The following is a 17543-nucleotide window of genomic DNA, read 5'->3' on the forward strand; positions in this document are numbered from 1 at the left end:
TGTGATAGGTATCGATTAAATGATAACAATTCTTATCCTGTAGGTTTGTTTTAACGAGGTTTGTTAAACCCAACGTCTAACCTTTTGTTTGTAATCAACATATTCAGCACCGAATAATTGCTCTAGTGCTCGCTCTTCTGGTTTGATTTGGAACTGATTCATGTAGATGACAAAGGCAAAACTCAACAAGACGCTGAAAATATTTTGGAAGAAATAGCCAAAGCAGAACAGTAAGATGAAAAGGCCTAGATACATTGGGTTTCGCGTGTATCCAAAAATCCCGCTATCAACGACGGTAGAAGCGGTTTCGACTTTAATTGGATTAACGGTAGTTTTCTGTTTTCGAAACTCCCAAATGCCAGATAATCCAATAACGCCGCTAAAAACGATTCCGACACCAAGAATGATGAACTTAAACGGCATCCCTATCGCGCCTGTACTCAACTGTTGCGCACTGAAATAAGAGGCGACTAAAACCAATATAAACAGAGCAACTGGTGGGACTTTCAACTCAAGAAATTTCATAGCTTTCCTTATTAACAATTCCATTGTTAGTTTAGAAAAAAGCCCAGCAACTGCTGGGCTAAATGGTTTAAAGAATTTGTGCGAGTGCCTGTAATGGGTGGGCGAGCTTCTCACCTTCAAAACGCTTAACTTGGCTACGGCAAGAGTACCCGGTTGCTAAACAGCGCTCTTTTGGTAAGTCTTGCATCCTTGGCTTCCAACTTAAACCGTAGATGTCTTTCGACATTTGTAACTTATCGACTTCATGTCCGAACGTCCCCGCCATGCCACAACAGCCTACAGGTACGCTAGTAAGGGCTGCTCCAAAGTGTTGGAAGATAGCGCCCCACTCTTTTTCAGCATTTGGCATCTTGGTTTTCTCGGTACAGTGAGAGAATAAATACCACATCTCTTCACTTGCAGAGCGCGCTTCATAGTCACCGAGCGATGGTAATAACCATTCATGAACAGTGAGCACATCAAAGTCACCACGCTTATCCGCTAAGATCTCGACATATTCGTCGCGATAGCAAAGTACCAAAGCTGGATCCACACCCACGAGTGGAATACCAATATCTGCGACCATCGACAAGAAATCAGAAGTAGATTTCGCCTCGCGCGCAAAACGACTTAAGAAGCCCTTGATGTGCAACGCCTTACCATTTGGTTTAAACGGCAGTAGCACAGGTGTCTTGCCAAGCTTTTGAGCCAGAGTGACAAAGTCTTCAACCACTTCTGCATCATAGAAACTGGTAAACGGGTCTTGGACAATCAAAACATGCTGTTTCTTCTCTTCCGAAGAGAGCCCTTCTAGATATTGAATATCAAAAAGTTGCAGCTCTTTGCTTGCCAGACGATTTTTGAGCGTAGGCACCGACATCAGCGGCGCATCAACATAACCGACTGTTTTCGCTGTTGCAGATTGAACCCACTTTTGACCTAATGCAGCATTAACGACCTTTGGCGCTTTCGCCATTAGTGGCAGCATGGTTTCAATGTTTGCGACCAAGTAATCTTTGGCAGGGCGTTGGTAGCGTGAGTAATAGATGTTTAAGAATCGTGAACGGAAACTTGGTACATCAACTTTGATTGGACATTGGCTCGCACACGCTTTACATGCAAGACAACCATTCATCGCTTCATGTACTTCGTGCGAGAAATCGTACTCGTGGCGTTTGTTCATGGTGTTACGAACGCGCTCAACCATAGTTTTGACCGGAGTATCGTCTTTTAGCGCTTCTTGCTCTAAATCGAGAATATCCACGCCTTGCTCAGTTAGCTGACGCAACCACTCTCTGACTAAACCAGCACGACCTTTTGGTGAATGTCGACGGTCAGCAGTGACTTTCATAGAAGGGCACATTGGCGAGCTCGTGTCGTAGTTAAAGCATAAGCCGTTGCCGTTACACTCCATCGCTTGCTTAAAGCTGTCGCGCACTTGAACATCTATCTGGCGATCATAAAAGCCACGTTTAGTGTCGGTCACTTTCACCAACTCAGCGTCACTTTCTAAAGGCGTACAGATCTTGCCTGGATTCATCTTGTTATGTGGGTCGAATGCCGCTTTAACACGTCGAAGCTCGGTAAACAGTTCTTCACCGAAGAAGTCAGGACCGTACTCAGAACGGAAACCTTTACCGTGCTCACCCCACATTAAGCCGCCGTATTTCGCCACCAGCTTAACCACTTCATCAGAAACTTCGTGCATCAAGGCTTCTTGCATAGGGTCACATAGGTCGAGTGCCGGACGAACGTGTAGAACGCCCGCATCAACGTGACCAAACATGCCGTAGTTCAACTCTTTTGAATCAAGCAGGACTCGGAATTCAGAGATGAAATCCGCCAAGTTTTCAGGTGGTACACAGGTATCTTCAGCAAAAGCGACCGGCTTAGCTCGGCCTTTCGCCGCACCTAATAGACCTACCGCTTTCTTACGCATGTTGTAGATTCGACCAATACTCGCCAAATCACTGCACACTTGGAAGCCAATCACGCCCGCTTCTTCGCTCTCAACCATGGTTTCAAGTTTGGCTGTCAGCGCTTGAACTTGTTGTTCAACTTCCGCTTCATCTTGGCCCGCAAACTCAACCATGTTGATGCCAAGCATCTCTTTGTTAGGAACGTCCGTCAGCAGGTCGCTCACGGTATGCCAAACAATGTCTTGCTTCGCTAGATTCAATACTCGTGAATCGACCGTCTCTACAGAGAGAGCCTTCGCTTCAACCATGAAGGGTGCATTACGCAGTGCAGAATCAAACGTGTTGTATTTCACGTTAACCAGAGTTCGCGCTTTCGGGATTTTGGTTAGATTTAGCTTTGCTTCAGTAATGAAGGCTAAAGATCCCTCTGCGCCACATAACACGCGAGTAAGGTCAAAGCTGTCATCGTCATCATTGATAGCATTCTTGAGATCGTAGCCCGTCAAGAAGCGGTTCAATGGTGGGAATTTATTGAGGATTTGAGCGCGTTTTTCACGACATACCGCTTCGGTTACCGCAAGCGCATGATGCGCAAACTCGCCCTCTTCCGGTAAGCCATGTGATAAATCAGACTCTAGACACGAACCATCGGCGAATACCGCTTGCAAAGACAACACGTGATCAGACGTTTTACCGTACTTCAATGACCCTTGGCCTGATGCATCCGTGTTGATCATGCCACCCAGTGTCGCTCGGTTACTGGTCGAAAGGTCTGGAGAGAAGAAGTAACCGTAAGGGCGAACCGCGTCGTTCAATTGATCTTTAACGATACCCGACTGAACTCGTACCCAGCCTTCCTTCTCATTAATCTCAAGAACCTGATTCATGTAGCGTGATAAATCAACCACAACCCCTTTAGTTAGGGATTGTCCATTGGTTCCAGTACCGCCACCACGAGGAGAAAAAGTTACGCGTTCATAAGCAGATTTAGAACCCACTTTACCGATAAGCACAACGTCGTGTGTTGTTTTGGGAAGAATGACAGCTTGGGGCAATTGCTGATAGACACTGTTATCAGTCGCGACCGCCAAACGGCTAGAATATTGAGATTCAATGTCGCCAGTAAAGCCCGCTGTTTTTAGTTCATCTAAAAAGCGTACAACAACTGGATCGACATCAGCATTGAGTTGAAGTCTTGGTAACATTTGCTTCCTGCCCCTACTTCGCTGATCCTATCAGCATTGGGTTATCTGAGATTTTTAATAATTTTCTTTGAATTTCGTCACTTTACTACTATTAAGATCATATAAAAAGGTGATCAAATCAGAATCTCAGTGCAAGAATGGAGAAATAGTCACTTTCGTCTTAATTCAGTAACAAAATATTGAATAACATTTTGTTTAAGACATCTCCACGAGCACATCAAAATGAAAAAAAATAAAACAGTCACCACTGAAGATATTCTTCTTAAGCTATGCCAATCAGTCTCTAGCGTACTTACATCAGCAACGGCTTCTCAGGTGTCCTATTCAGCCATGGTTCAAAAGATCAATAAGACAAGCCTAAAGCCAGATTTTGGTTGCTTCGTTCTATTTGACGGAGGCTTTTCTGGTCTTGTTGTTATCAATTTTACGTCGAAAGCCGCATTAGAGATCTACACCAATTACATGCGTAACATGGGCATGCCGGAAAATGAACTGGCTGTGCTGCATACATCTGATGAAGTGGGTGACGTACTAGGTGAATTAATGAACCAGCTAGTTGGTGACTTCACTAATAAGATCCGCAAAGAGCTGCAAACCAACATCACTCAAAACCAACCGAAGATGCTGGCACTGAACAAGCAAGTAAACCTTTCTGTTGATACTAACCTTGATCGCCCACAGGCTCGTCGTGTGACCTTCTCAACTGAAAACAATAATATCTTCTACCTTGAGCTGGCTATGGACAAAACAGAGTTCATCCAACTAGAAGAATTTGAGATTGCAGAAGACGAGTGTCCAGACAGCATTCTTGAAGCAACTCAGAAAAAGATGCAGGAAGGCAATAAGCCAACACAAAGCTCAGGCAATGATTCAGCAGCCGATCTGCTTGATGAACTGGGTATCTAGTTTGCGAATGCTCTAGTCATTATCAAAAACCCTGTCACTAACGCCATCTATCTTCTTGATGGCGTTTTTGTTTATGCTCCAAAGTCCGTTTTGCTTAATTAATTGTTACGAACCCAACTCGCCCACTGAGTGAGTTTTGCTTTCTGTTACCCACCAAAACATGTAAAATGTCGGACTTTTCAAAATTTGCGGTAATGATTAAGTAGTCGATGGATAAGAAAAAAGCCCTAAAAAAAATAGCTAAGTGTCTTGAGCTTGGTAATTCTGCTAACGTCAATGAAGCAGCCAATGCAATCAAAATGGCGCATAACTTGATGCTGAAATATGGTCTCGAAAAAGACGATATTGAATTTATCAAGATGGGCAAGACTCAATCCACGCACCTATTACCTGCAAATATCAGCTCAACACTGCTGCGTGTTATTCGTGGTATCAACACTAAGTTTGGCGTAGAAGCTGTACTGCTGAACCATAAAGGTCTCAAGCGTGTAGAGTTCATCGGTGAAGCCGATCGTGCCATCTTTGCAGCCTTTGCTTTCGATATCATCTATCGTGAACTGAATGAACATACTGGCCAATTCCGCAACAGCTTTGCGGGGTCTGGTACGGGTACATTAGAAGTAACCCGTCGCGTGAATTCCTTTGTATCAGGTTGGGTTGAAGGTGCGCTTGAAAAACTACCGACGATCACACCAGACGACGAGTCGAACAACAAAATCAATAACTACATCGATAAAGAGTTCAAAAATATCGACCGCGAAACCTTCAAACAACAACTTAAAGAGGCGATGAAAAATCTCACCGCTGATTACGAAGTTGGCTTGAAGAAAGGCCGTAAATTGTCTGTTAATCGACCAGTTTCCGGGGCACAGGCACCTAAAAAGATATCTAAATCATAGAGCCGCTTTACATTGCTTCAGCGTATTGATAAAAACCATCAATAGGACCTACAGGACTATATGTTTGTCATTCGTAATCCATACGTTTGACAGAAGTACATGATGGAGAAAATACGTTGAAAAAAATCACACTAGCCCTAGCGCTTACTGTCGCACTTACGGGTTGTCAGGCAACTCAACGCCAAAACGCTACTACTGGCGAATCTGAGACTAACTCTGCAACTCAAGGCGCTCTAATTGGTGCAATCGCTGGTGCCGTTGCTGGTGCTGCTACCGGTGACTCTAAAGACCGTGGTAAACGTGCTCTTATTGGTGCTGCCGGCGGTGCTGCTGTTGGCGGTGGTATTGGTTACTACTTTGACCGACAAGAAGCGGCACTTCGTGAAGAACTGATGAACTCAGGTGTTCAAGTAGAGCGTGTTGGCGAAAACCAACTTCTACTTCGCCTTGAAAACGGCATTGGTTTCGATTCTGGTTCTTACGCGCTTGAATCAAGCATTCACAATACACTTCGTGGTGTTGCGCGTATCCTAGTTGAATACCCAGACACGAGCCTAGTAATCGAAGGTCACACTGACAGCACTGGCAGCGAGTCGACGAACCAAATCCTTTCTGAGCGCCGTGCTGAATCTGTTCGTGCATTCTTGATCTCTCAAGACGTAGCGGCAGGCCGTGCCATTGCTCGTGGTAACGGCGAACGTTACCCACTATGCGACAACAACACATCTCAAGGCCGAGCTTGTAACCGACGCGTAGAGATTCAAATCTTGCCACTTAAGTAGCACGATTAAAGCCCAGCCTCCTTTATCTATTGAAATAACCGCTATATAGTGGCTTGTCAGTCGTATGGCCTATTTAAAGCTGTACGACTTTACTATTCACTACATAGCGTCTTGATACTGATATCGGCACTGGGCTTTTTACGAGACTTATCTTTTGCTTATCCTATCCAACTTTCTAACATCATCGCCCCTGAAAACACTGCTTCTAGCCCTTGTTTTATTGCTTTCCTCCCTCGCCCTCGCGGCAGATAACAGTGAAGAACGTAACGCAGCAGATCCATCACCTAAAAACTCGGCATCACAATATCAATTAGCACAAGCGTATGAATTAGGGATAGGCGTCTCTAAAAACATCGATGACGCATTCTATTGGTATTCGCAATCCGCGGAAAACGGCAATGCAAATGCACAGTTCAGATTGGCTGAGCTTTACTTGGCCGGAACGGGTGGTGAGCCCGATAACAAATTAGCCTTGGAATGGTTTATCAAAACCGCATTGCAAGGGAACAAGCAAGCGACACTAGAAATCGCCAAGCTCTACGAATCTTCCCCAGAACACGAGCTACTCAGCCCACTAGACTCCGCACAACTTTGGTATGAAGCAGCGTTGCCAAACAACCCAGACGCGGAAGATGGCTACAACCGTGTTCTTGAAGCACAGTTCAACCAACAACGTGCAAAACAGATCTCTTCAATCGAACAGCTCGACGAGGGTATCGGCTCTGAAATAGACAACAGTCAGGGAGCATCTCAGCAAATACAATCTAACCAAGTGCAATCTAACCTCTCCAGCTCTAGCCTAACTGGCTCTGACTATATGATTGGTGCTGCTTTAGCGTTACTGATTGTTATCGTGAGTATCAGCGCGACTCTGGTGATCTCGCGAAAAAGAGAGATTCTAAAATCGAGTGACTTGGGAACGCAGAAGCAGGCACTCGAAGCGCAACTGAGCGAGAAGAACCGCGCCATTAAGCAGCAAAAACGTCAATTGCAGACCATGTTCAACGAATTGAAGAAACAAAAAGGCCAAAAAAGTTCGAACAATTTACAGTTAGCCTGTGCACTATTTGGCTACACGCCAAGCTCTATTCCTAATCAGAAAAGTATTAAGGTGAGATATAAACAACTATCAAAGATTTACCACCCTGATGGTCAGGGATGTGACGAAGAAATGAAACGTTTGAACAGTGCGCTAAAAACGATCTCACAAAGTGTTACAAAATCGTAAACAACTATACACCTTTATCTTTCCATCTCACAGAGATATCGATTTTATTAGTGTTGCAATCGATCACCTTCTCAAAAACGAGTAACAAACTATTAACTAATAGGTCTCTGTTGTGTCATAATTTGCGCCGAAAATACACCTGACTTAAACAGGTGAGGAGAGAATATGTTCACAATAGAAGGCGTTTGTGATTGGTGCAAAAAGCCAAGCCTAGTAAAAAAGCACGACTACCTAGATGGTAAGTGCCATCATGCATGTAAAGATTGCAATGATATCGCGACCATGGATGTTCGCCAGTTCAATATTGGTGAGATGGAAATGAGAGCAAAACTCTCCCAAGCAACACTGAGATAAGCTACACCATTGAAATATAAGAAAGCGCCTTAGGCGCTTTTTTTGTGCCCAGCGTTTATCTTCTTATCTTCTTATCTTCTTATCTTCTTATCTTCTTATCTTCTTATCTTCTATACAGGTGTATACAGTGGTTTTTACAGAAAACTACTGTATACACCTGTATAAAGCTCACACTTTTTTCCATTTCTGAGAAAAACGGCAAAATCATTCAAATTTAATTTATCAATTAATTTCATAGACTTATAAGTACAAACTTCATTTCATCCTAAGAAATCGTCCAATAATCCCGCAAAAAGCGCTTGATCTTATAAGCAACAAAAACTACTGTATACACATACAGCATGTATATAAGGACAGCAAAATGATTCAAGCACACGTTAAAGCACAACACTCTAGCCCGCTAATTCACGGCGCATTTGCATCAGCTTCTCGCTCAGCTCATCATTCAACTGATGAAGCGTTATTTGCAAAAATGGCGTTGCTGTCCAATCAACATCAATGGCTACTATTTACGGCTCAAACGCCAAGACCATCCGCTAAGCAGCTACAGAAGCATAACGTATGCTGCGACCGCGTTATTCACATGAAAGCTTCTCACCAAATGACCGAAGCTGAAACAGTAGAGAAAGCGATCCGCTCTAAGAATGCGAGTGCGATCGTTGCTAGCGCATCAATTGATCAATTTAGCCAACAGTACTTAAGAACATTAGGTATGCGTTTCCAGTGTGAGGTTTTCTTCATGGATGCCAATTCAGAGCGCATTCACTAAGCAACATAGCGCTACTAGATAGCTCAGTAATATAGTCCAAATATACTGCCTTCCCCTGCCCTACATTTCACCTTAAATTTGGTGGATAGTTAGGCAGGGGTTTTTATTTGATTAGCAGATTTAGCAAACGTTTGCTTTTTCTCTGGAAGCAAACGTTAGATTGGGTATAATGCCCGTCTAATCATGTGCACATTGCACTTCTCTGTATGACGTTTGATAAAAGATAGGAATGTCTAAATGAGCCTCGCTGATCAAGTTCTTGCCGTAAATGATGACCTCCCAATCCGCACTGATAAACCTGTCCACAGTGGCAAGGTTCGTTCGGTTTACTGGTTAACTGAAGAAGATAGCCAACGACTAATTAAAGAGAAAGGCTACGACGTAGCACCTGATGCTCCGTTAGCTATCATGGTAATCAGTGACCGTATCTCTGCATTTGATTGTATCTGGCGTGGTGAAGGCAACCTGAAAGGTGTTCCTGGTAAAGGCGCTGCGCTTAATGCTATCTCTAACCATTGGTTCAAGCTTTTTAAAGACAACGGTCTTGCTGACAGCCATATTCTTGATATCCCTCACCCATTCGTATGGATTGTACAAAAAGCGCGCCCAGTAATGATTGAAGCGATTTGTCGTCAATACATCACAGGCTCTATGTGGCGTGCATACGCAAATGGTGAGCGTGAATTCTGTGGTATCGAAATGCCAGAAGGTCTAGAAAAAGATAAGAAACTACCAGAGCTTCTAATCACTCCTTCGACTAAAGGTATTTTGAAAGGCATTCCTGGTGTACCAGAAGCGGACGATGTAAACATCACACGTCAGAACATCCAAGATAACTTTGCAGCGTTTAACTTCTCTCAAGAGAGCGATATCGCGCACTACGAGAAACTTTTGAAAGAAGGCTTTAACGTCATCAGTGACGCGTTAGAGAAAGTAGACCAAACCTTCGTTGATACCAAGTTTGAGTTTGGTTACGTGAACGATGCACAAGGCAAAGAGAAGCTTATCTACATGGACGAAGTGGGCACACCTGACTCATCTCGTATCTGGGATACAGAGCAATACAACAATGGCAACATCGTTGAAAACTCAAAAGAAGGTTTCCGTCAGTTCCTACTTAACTACTTCCCTGATGCCGATATTCTCCTGAATAAAGAGCGTATGCCAGAGCGTGAAGCGCTAGCGCGTGACAATGAATTGCCATTGGATGCACTGATGTCTCTTTCTCGCACTTACCTTGATATCGCAGCAAAGATTACTGGCGCTGAGATTGTACTGAGCGACAATCCTAAACAAGAGATCATCGACGTATTGCGTGCTGACTACGGACTAATCGATTAATCATCTTGTCGATTTAAACACCGTCACGATACAAAAAGGGCCTCAATATTGAGGCCCTTTTTACATGTGCGTTTTCAGTCTTGTTTGAGCATCGCTGGCACTGCTCCAACGTTTACAGTCGGATAGTAAACTCCTCTCCAGTATTACCTGCAATCACTAAATGACTACGCGATTCGATGTACTCAATCTGCTCTTCTTCAAGAGAATATGGCATCACCACTTTGAGTTCATTGATGCCTTCTAATTTGGCAAGCTTAAGCAAAGTCACAATATTTGATTCATCGCTTTTACGTGTAGACATCGATTTCAATGCCATTTGCCATAAGCGATCTTCTGGGCTTGCTAGCTCTTTGATGCTGTCTCGCCAAACGGTGCTGAACACTGGAGCAATGGTGGTGAGTGCCTCCAGAAAAGTCCATTTTTTACTGCATGAGGCGCCAAGAAAAGTTGTGTAATCAAACTCTACACGCGTCTCTTTCTGATTATCCATGATGTCCCCCGACACTTTGGCAACACAATATACTCAATATCTATCAACTTTTTCGTTATAGCAATAGGATATAGAACAATAGTCTTTTATGACCTTTTGATTGGTTAAAAAGGCATATAAAAATCAAACTTGTAACATAATGCGCACCGAAAAATAATATATGCGCCTATTTGATTAATATTTTGGAGATAAAACTTATCTATCTATTTTATATCAATAATTCGACTCGCCTTTTTGTACTGAATACGCCAGCCAGACCAAGTTGGTAGCTCCCATCGTTTCGGCGGTGCTTTTCTACTACCCGACTGATAATGAACGTAAATCAACTTTCTTCCCACAAGGTACTCAACCTCCAAGTTCAAGTCAGCAAGAGTGAGTGAGAACGGGTACTTTTCAGCGAACTCTGCATATAACCAACTAGGGATACCGTCAAAAGGAATGTCCGATGCGTCAAACATTTCGAGTTCACTGACATCGGTAACCCCTAGCACTTCAAGCTGCTCAATAAACCACGATTCAAAACTCAGTTGCTCGATATCGGAGGTAAACTTGGTTTGCTCATCCAGCCCAAGTTTCACGTACAACTGCCAGTGCTTTATCTCTTGAGTGCGAACCTTGGCAAAATCAGGAAGCTGAGTGCCACTTACCACCAGATCCACGATAGGTTTTAAGGACAACTGACCTTCTGCTGCAACCAGTTTGGTTGTAACTGTGCGACCCGCGTACACCAAATCCATCTCGGTAAACACACCATCATCATTGACCACGGTTTCACCCTGTTGCCATTCGCCAAGTTCCGCATCAACCATCAGATAAAGCGAAATCGGTGCTGTGGTCGTTGCGAGAGTCAGTGTCTGCTTAACCCCTCGCCCAGGAAGGCTGTGGGTATCAAACACCAGCATAGCCTGCGCGTTATCAGGAAAACGATTCTGACGACCAAGTACTACCTCTAGTGACCCGTTAGCAAACGCCTCTCTTCTTTTTAAACGGCGCACAAACACCAACTCAGGATGCAGCTTAATGATGGTTTCAAGTAGCGCTGTTCGTTGATAACGAGAGGCAACTTCCAACTGAGGGAGCTCAAACACTTCACGCATTTGCTCGGCAAGCCCTTGTGCTTCCGCCAAAGCTTGTTGGTCGATTTCAAGGTGCGGATAATCGCGACCACGCACAATCTGAATCAACAAGGTTAAATCACAGCCCTCTTTTTCTTGCCGGGCGAGCGCTTCCAAGTGTTCAGCATTATTAGGTAGCTGATATAAACGAGCAGGTACAGACAATGCGGCGGTGAGATCGACCATCGCCTCTTTCAATGCTTTGGTTTTAATACGGGTAACAATATCGGCATACAAGGCATCAATCGGCAGTGGGTATAGCTTTTTGCCGTGGTCGGTAATTTGATAGTCGTCGTCAATCGCTTCCATCGTCAGCAAAGTTTGTGTTGCGCTGTGTAGTGATTTTTCTGGAATGGGATCGAGGAAAGACAAACTCTCCAAAGTGAAGCCACTGCATGCCGCTGCCAACATCGGCTCAGTCAACTCTTCACGCTGCAATTCAGGTGGTGTGACTAATTCTAATGCCGCATGCTCACCATACAAACGAACACAAACACCGTCCATTACCCTACCCGCACGCCCGGCACGTTGCTTGGCACTCGCGCGTGATATGGATTTCAGCATCAAAGTGGTTCTGCCATTACGTTGAACCGTTCTTCTTTCCAATCCAGAATCGATCACCACACCAATATCGGGAATGGTAAGTGAGGTTTCAGCCACGTTGGTTGCGAGAATGACCTTTCGCAAGCCTCTACCATCGTTTCTATTGCCACTTTCGTTACCCGTGTTGCGACCAGATAACGCGAGGTCTCGCTCCTTGTCACTCACCGAGGCATGCAATTTAACAACTTGCAGATCCTGATGTTTTGCCAATGCTTGCTCACACTGCACAATCTCTTTCTTGCCCGGAAGGAAAACCAAGATATCGCCGTGCGATGCAATAAGTTGATGATTCACTTCTTCAGCGACGCGTTGCTCTAGATGTCGACTATCTGGCAAAGCCCTAGATTCATTTGCTCTGTGCTCGATATCAACCTGATAAGTTCGTCCCTCACAACTGATCCTGTTCGCTTGTAGATAACCAGCGAGGCGCTCCCCTTCGATGGTTGCCGATGTGATGACCAAACGGTGACTCGCCTTCTGCTTGAGGATCGCCACCAGCAAGTCGATGTCCCAACGCCTTTCGTGAAATTCATCCACCACAATCACATCAAAGCCTACCAACCCATCTTCCGCTAACCAACGTAAGGCAATACCGGGCGTAACAAACACTACATCAGTCTGCTCATTGTATTGTGCTTCAAGCTTGATGGCGTAACCCACTTTGCTGCCCAGCTTCTCACCCGATTCTTTCGCTAGAAACTTAGCTAACGATGTACAAGCGATTCTTCTTGGTTCTACCACTAGCACACGCCCATGTTGAGATGCCCAAATTGGCAGGCGCGTTGATTTACCCGAACCGGTTTCAGCTCCTACAACAAGGTGAGAATCGGCGATCTGTTGATGGAAAGTACTTTGATAGCTATCGATGGGAAGTTGAGACATAAAAAGAGAGAGCCGCGAAAAAATGTGAGCAAAGTATAACGAATTATGACGTTAGAATTCGATAACTGTGGGATAGGAGAAAGAATATCATTTTGTTTGCCAAGATCGGGGAGAAACTATTTACAATTGAATAACTAAACCGTTATCATTTTTCAGTTACCCTTTCTCCCATATTAGGCATCCAATGAACAACGATAAACGCCCTTTATATATCCCTTATGCTGGTCCTGCTCTACTAAGTACACCCCTTCTAAACAAAGGCAGCGCATTCACTGCTGAAGAGCGTAGCTCTTTTAACCTTGAAGGTTTGTTACCGGAAACAACGGAAACAATCCAAGAGCAAGTTGGACGTGCATATAAACAATATTGTAACTTCGAAAGTGATATGGATAAGCATATCTACCTTCGTAACATCCAAGACACTAATGAAACGCTTTTTTATCGTTTAGTTCAAAACCACATCTCTGAAATGATGCCTATCATTTACACGCCAACGGTTGGCGCAGCATGTGAGAACTTCTCAAATATCTACCGTCGTGGTCGTGGTCTGTTTATCTCTTACCCGAACCGCGATCGTATCGATGATCTACTGAATAATGCGACAAACCACAATGTTAAAGTTATCGTGGTTACGGACGGTGAGCGCATTCTTGGTTTGGGAGACCAAGGTATCGGTGGCATGGGTATTCCAATCGGTAAACTAGCACTGTACACAGCGTGTGGCGGCATCAGCCCAGCTTACATGCTACCAATCGTGCTAGATGTTGGTACAAATAACCCTCAACGTCTTGCTGACCCAATGTACATGGGCTGGCGTCACCCTCGTATCACAGGTGCTGATTACGATGCGTTCGTTGAAGAGTTCATCCAAGCCGTTCAACGTCGTTGGCCTGATGCGCTAGTTCAGTTCGAAGATTTCGCACAGAAGAACGCAATGCCTCTACTTGAGCGCTATAAAGATCGCATCTGTTGTTTTAACGATGATATCCAAGGTACAGCAGCGGTAACTGTGGGTTCTCTACTTGCAGCATGTAAAGCAGCAAACAGCAAACTTTCAGACCAACGTATCACCTTCTTGGGTGCAGGCTCTGCAGGTTGTGGTATCGCAGAAGCAATCATCGCTCAAATGGTGTCTGAAGGTATCAGCGACGAGCAAGCGCGCTCTCAAGTATACATGGTTGACCGTTGGGGCTTACTACAGGAAGGCATGCAGAACCTGCTTGATTTCCAACAGCGCCTAGTTCAAACCAACGCGAACACTAAAGACTGGGAAAGCGATGGTACTGGTTTCTCTCTACTAGACGTTGTTCGTCACGCAAAACCAACAGTATTGGTTGGTGTATCTGGTGCACCAGGTCTATTCAGCAAAGAAGTCATCAAAGAGATGAACCTTCACTGCGAACGCCCTATCGTGTTCCCACTATCGAACCCAACAAGCCGTGTTGAAGCAACACCAAACGACATCATTCGTTGGACAGATGGTAAAGCACTAGTCGCAACAGGTAGCCCATTTGAGCCAGTGGTTCACAACGGCACAACTTACCCAATCGCTCAGTGTAACAACAGCTACATCTTCCCAGGTATTGGCCTTGGTGTGTTAGCTGTAAACGCTTCACGTATCACTGACGAAATGCTAATGGAATCGAGCCGTGCACTTGCGACCTGTTCTCCACTAGCAATCAATGGTTCTGGTGCTCTACTTCCACCACTGGAAGAGATCCACACTGTATCTAAAAAGATTGCTTTTGCCGTTGGTAAGAAAGCAATTGAACAAGGTGTTGCACTAGAAATCACTGAAGAAGCACTACAACAAGCGATTGACCAGCACTTCTGGCAGCCAGTTTACCGTCGCTACAAGCGTACTGCATTCTAATAGAGCGTACTTGTTCTCAAATACCACTCTTACAAGAGCCCCTGCCATTGCAGGGGCTTTTTTCTTTACATTGTCTTGTCTTTTTAACTGATTTTTCTCATTTTTATTTGGTATTATCGAGCACTCAAAAAAATAATGCTCAGTCAAAGGACTATGCCGAGAGTGAAATTCGATTCTCACATTTGCCGTAACTACTTATTAAAAGCATACAAAAAACTGCAAGGTTTTCTGTATGGCGCTTTCATTGTGTTCTTGATAGGCAGCGCTACAGTTATTGCGATCGATTATTGGGTTTCGTGGCAAGCCGAAGACCGCATCATCTATGACATCGATGAGGTGCCAGAAGTAGAGGTTGCCGTCGTGCTGGGTACCAGCAAATACTTGGGTAGAACGCTCAACGACTATTACAAACATCGTATTGAAGCGGCAATAGAACTGTTCGACCGTGAAAAAGTAGACCAATTTTTATTAAGTGGCGACAACGCTCACCGCTCTTACAATGAGCCGTGGACAATGAAGCGCGACTTGTTAAAAGCTGGCGTTCCTGATGAGCGTATCAACCTCGACTACGCGGGCTTTAGAACCTTAGACTCGATTGTTCGTGCGAAGAAGATCTTCGATACCGACAACTTCCTGATCATCACTCAAAAATTCCACTGTGAACGAGCGCTATTCATCGCCAACTCATATGACATTCACGCGCAATGTTTGGCGGTTTCCGGGCCGACTCACCACTCTGGAACATCAATACGTTTACGTGAAGTGTTTGCTCGTACCAAAGCCTTCCTAGACCTATATATTATGGGTACAACCCCGAAATTCCTTGGCCCGAAAGAGCCGATTCAGCCCAGCCCAAAACAAGAAATATCACCAATTCCAAGCCCTATTTCTGCCCCTTCAGAGACCGATGTGTAGAAATCTACACATTTTGAATTTGTTGCCTCACATTTCCCTACTGTTACACAAAAACACACCAACGCCCCTTTATTAACTTAAGTAACATTCCCTCAACAAAGCCCAACCCTACATGAAGTCAATATTCCTCGAAAAACAATAAGCACAGCTCTATGAAGCAAGTGCATCCATAAACGAGGATAAACAAAAGGAGCGCCTTATGACGGCACTTGTTACTACACTGAAACACTGGTTGTTTACCCGCAACAGCATGATATTAATTGGTAATTTCACGCTATTCGCACTCTTGCTCAACACTCTTCCTTTCGAATCACAAGTCAATACTGGTTTGAGTATTCTCGTGTTCGTTGCGGTTCTATGGTTAACCGAAGCTATTCATGTCAGCATCACTGCTCTGCTTGTTCCACTCTTGGCTGTCCTGTTTGGTGTCTTCAACACACCCGCTGCATTGGCGAACTTCTCCAACCCAATCATCTTCCTATTTATGGGGGGGTTTGCTCTTGCTGCCGCGCTAAACAAGCAAGAACTTGATAAAGCGATTGCTGACAAAGTTCTGTTGATTGCAAAAGGTAGAATGTCGGTCGCGGTCTTCATGTTATTCGGCGTGAGTGCTGGTTTGTCGATGTGGATTTCTAACACAGCAACAACCGCAATGATGCTTCCTCTGGTTCTTGGCATCATGAACAAAGTAGACCAAAGCGAAGACCGTAATACTTACGTGTTCGTGCTACTAGGTATCGCTTACTGTGCGTCTATCGGTGGTATCGCAACCCTAGTAGGTAGCCCACCGAACGCTATCGCTGCAGCAGAAGTTGGCCTTAGCTTCACAGAGTGGATGGCACTTGGCCTACCAATCTCGATGATTCTATTGCCAATCGCAATGTTGATTCTTTACGTGATGACCAAGCCAAAACTTAACCATAAGTTCGAGCTAGACCACGCGCCAGTAGAATGGACAAACAGCAAGAAAATCACACTGTCTATCTTCCTACTCACCGTGACTCTGTGGATTTTCGGTAAACCAATCAACGCAATGATCGGCGGCTTCTCTAAGTTCGATAGCTTAGTTGCAATTGGTGCAATCGTACTGCTTGGCGCTTCTAGAGCGGTAGAATGGAAAGATGTTGAGAAGACAACCGACTGGGGTGTATTGATTCTGTTCGGTGGTGGTATCTGTCTAAGTAACATCCTTAAAGCGACTGGCACCAGCGTATTCCTAGCGCACTCACTAAGTGGCTTCTTAGAGACAGCAGGTGTGCTACTAACGATTCTAGCGGTAGTCGCGTTCGTGGTATTCCTAACAGAATTTGCGAGTAACACAGCAAGTGCAGCATTGTTAGTACCAGTATTCGCCACCATTGCTGAAGCATTAGGTATGTCGCCAGTTATCCTGTCTGCATTAATCGCTGTCGCTGCATCTTGTGCCTTCATGTTACCTGTTGCAACACCACCAAACGCGATTGTATTTGGCTCTGGTCATATCAAGCAGAAAGAGATGATGCGAATTGGTATGGTTCTAAACCTAGTTTGTATCCTAGTGCTAACACTGTTCGCTTGGATCTTCTGGTAATAAACACTGATAAGAGATCTGCATAAGCAAGTGCTCTGACGAAACTGGCTGCAGTTCCCCCGCTCAGCCAGTATAAAAATGCCCACTCAATGTGAAGCCATCATTTACTTGAGGTTATCACTAAGCGGGCATTTAAAAAGAATAATAAAACGATTTCCCTTTTTGGTGGCTCCTCGCCACCTTTTTTG

Annotated in this window: 14 protein-coding genes; 10 read left to right on the top strand and 4 right to left on the bottom strand. The window is 44.6% G+C overall.

From position 1 onward, the window contains the following. Positions 1-63: 63 nt before the first annotated feature. Complete coding sequence (locus F0228_RS18030) at positions 64-525, bottom strand: isoprenylcysteine carboxylmethyltransferase family protein (protein WP_171762580.1); 462 nt, start codon at positions 523-525, stop codon at positions 64-66. Between the two features lie 67 nt (positions 526-592). Beyond that, on the bottom strand, positions 593-3628 hold the full coding sequence (locus F0228_RS18035; RefSeq protein WP_061032745.1) for an FAD-binding and (Fe-S)-binding domain-containing protein: 3036 nt from the start codon (positions 3626-3628) through the stop codon (positions 593-595). 222 nt (positions 3629-3850) lie between these two features. Between F0228_RS18035 and F0228_RS18040 the strand changes: the two genes are divergently transcribed. The 7 genes from F0228_RS18040 to F0228_RS18070 all read left to right on the top strand — a co-directional run bounded on the left by F0228_RS18040 (position 3851) and on the right by F0228_RS18070 (position 9907). Further along, complete coding sequence (locus F0228_RS18040; protein WP_008223007.1) at positions 3851-4534, top strand: DUF3334 family protein; 684 nt, start codon at positions 3851-3853, stop codon at positions 4532-4534. 209 nt (positions 4535-4743) lie between these two features. Continuing rightward, entirely contained in the window at positions 4744-5433 is a 690-nt protein-coding gene (locus F0228_RS18045; RefSeq protein WP_171762581.1) for a DUF2786 domain-containing protein, read from the top strand. Between the two features lie 116 nt (positions 5434-5549). Then, complete coding sequence (locus F0228_RS18050) at positions 5550-6215, top strand: OmpA family protein (protein WP_061032747.1); 666 nt, start codon at positions 5550-5552, stop codon at positions 6213-6215. A 154-nt stretch (positions 6216-6369) separates the two neighbouring features. Continuing rightward, on the top strand, positions 6370-7443 hold the full coding sequence (locus F0228_RS18055) for a J domain-containing protein (protein ID WP_061032748.1): 1074 nt from the start codon (positions 6370-6372) through the stop codon (positions 7441-7443). A 165-nt stretch (positions 7444-7608) separates the two neighbouring features. Further along, positions 7609-7797: a hypothetical protein gene (locus F0228_RS18060; protein WP_004738475.1), complete on the top strand. Its 189-nt coding sequence runs from the start codon at positions 7609-7611 to the stop codon at positions 7795-7797. Positions 7798-8158: 361 nt separating this feature from the next. Beyond that, on the top strand, positions 8159-8566 hold the full coding sequence (locus F0228_RS18065) for a SulA-like leucine-rich domain-containing protein (RefSeq protein ID WP_061032749.1): 408 nt from the start codon (positions 8159-8161) through the stop codon (positions 8564-8566). 237 nt (positions 8567-8803) lie between these two features. Continuing rightward, a complete protein-coding gene (locus tag F0228_RS18070; RefSeq protein ID WP_061032750.1) occupies positions 8804-9907 on the top strand; it encodes a phosphoribosylaminoimidazolesuccinocarboxamide synthase in 1104 nt (367 codons plus the stop codon). 112 nt (positions 9908-10019) lie between these two features. On the opposite strand, the gene F0228_RS18075 is transcribed toward F0228_RS18070, so the two are convergent. Next, complete coding sequence (locus F0228_RS18075; protein ID WP_004738481.1) at positions 10020-10397, bottom strand: hypothetical protein; 378 nt, start codon at positions 10395-10397, stop codon at positions 10020-10022. A 203-nt stretch (positions 10398-10600) separates the two neighbouring features. Further along, a complete protein-coding gene (locus tag F0228_RS18080; RefSeq protein WP_171762582.1) occupies positions 10601-12997 on the bottom strand; it encodes a helicase-related protein in 2397 nt (798 codons plus the stop codon). Between the two features lie 184 nt (positions 12998-13181). On the opposite strand from F0228_RS18080, the gene F0228_RS18085 reads away from it, so the two are divergent. The 3 genes from F0228_RS18085 to F0228_RS18095 all read left to right on the top strand — a co-directional run bounded on the left by F0228_RS18085 (position 13182) and on the right by F0228_RS18095 (position 17355). Further along, positions 13182-14870, top strand: a complete 1689-nt coding sequence (locus F0228_RS18085; RefSeq protein WP_061032752.1) for an NAD-dependent malic enzyme — start codon at positions 13182-13184, stop codon at positions 14868-14870. 162 nt (positions 14871-15032) lie between these two features. Beyond that, a complete protein-coding gene (locus F0228_RS18090; RefSeq protein WP_032498702.1) occupies positions 15033-15785 on the top strand; it encodes an ElyC/SanA/YdcF family protein in 753 nt (250 codons plus the stop codon). A gap of 199 nt (positions 15786-15984) precedes the next feature. Then, positions 15985-17355 (top strand): DASS family sodium-coupled anion symporter, encoded by a 1371-nt coding sequence (locus F0228_RS18095; protein WP_008222995.1) that lies wholly within the window; start codon positions 15985-15987, stop codon positions 17353-17355. The last annotated feature ends 188 nt before the right edge of the window (positions 17356-17543 follow it).

Source organism: Vibrio sp. 99K-1, from assembly GCF_013114585.1.
Taxonomy (GTDB): domain Bacteria; phylum Pseudomonadota; class Gammaproteobacteria; order Enterobacterales; family Vibrionaceae; genus Vibrio; species Vibrio chagasii_B.

What these genes read in the sequence shown, in the direction of transcription:
- F0228_RS18075 (WP_004738481.1), bottom strand. Translation starts at nt 10,397, where the DNA reads ATGGATAATCAGAAAGAGACGCGTGTAGAGTTTGATTACACAACTTTT.
- F0228_RS18035 (WP_061032745.1), bottom strand. Translation starts at nt 3,628, where the DNA reads ATGTTACCAAGACTTCAACTCAATGCTGATGTCGATCCAGTTGTTGTA.
- F0228_RS18095 (WP_008222995.1), top strand. Translation starts at nt 15,985, where the DNA reads ATGACGGCACTTGTTACTACACTGAAACACTGGTTGTTTACCCGCAAC.
- F0228_RS18030 (WP_171762580.1), bottom strand. Translation starts at nt 525, where the DNA reads ATGAAATTTCTTGAGTTGAAAGTCCCACCAGTTGCTCTGTTTATATTG.
- F0228_RS18080 (WP_171762582.1), bottom strand. Translation starts at nt 12,997, where the DNA reads ATGTCTCAACTTCCCATCGATAGCTATCAAAGTACTTTCCATCAACAG.
- F0228_RS18060 (WP_004738475.1), top strand. Translation starts at nt 7,609, where the DNA reads ATGTTCACAATAGAAGGCGTTTGTGATTGGTGCAAAAAGCCAAGCCTA.
- F0228_RS18040 (WP_008223007.1), top strand. Translation starts at nt 3,851, where the DNA reads ATGAAAAAAAATAAAACAGTCACCACTGAAGATATTCTTCTTAAGCTA.
- F0228_RS18070 (WP_061032750.1), top strand. Translation starts at nt 8,804, where the DNA reads ATGAGCCTCGCTGATCAAGTTCTTGCCGTAAATGATGACCTCCCAATC.
- F0228_RS18065 (WP_061032749.1), top strand. Translation starts at nt 8,159, where the DNA reads ATGATTCAAGCACACGTTAAAGCACAACACTCTAGCCCGCTAATTCAC.
- F0228_RS18045 (WP_171762581.1), top strand. Translation starts at nt 4,744, where the DNA reads ATGGATAAGAAAAAAGCCCTAAAAAAAATAGCTAAGTGTCTTGAGCTT.
- F0228_RS18085 (WP_061032752.1), top strand. Translation starts at nt 13,182, where the DNA reads ATGAACAACGATAAACGCCCTTTATATATCCCTTATGCTGGTCCTGCT.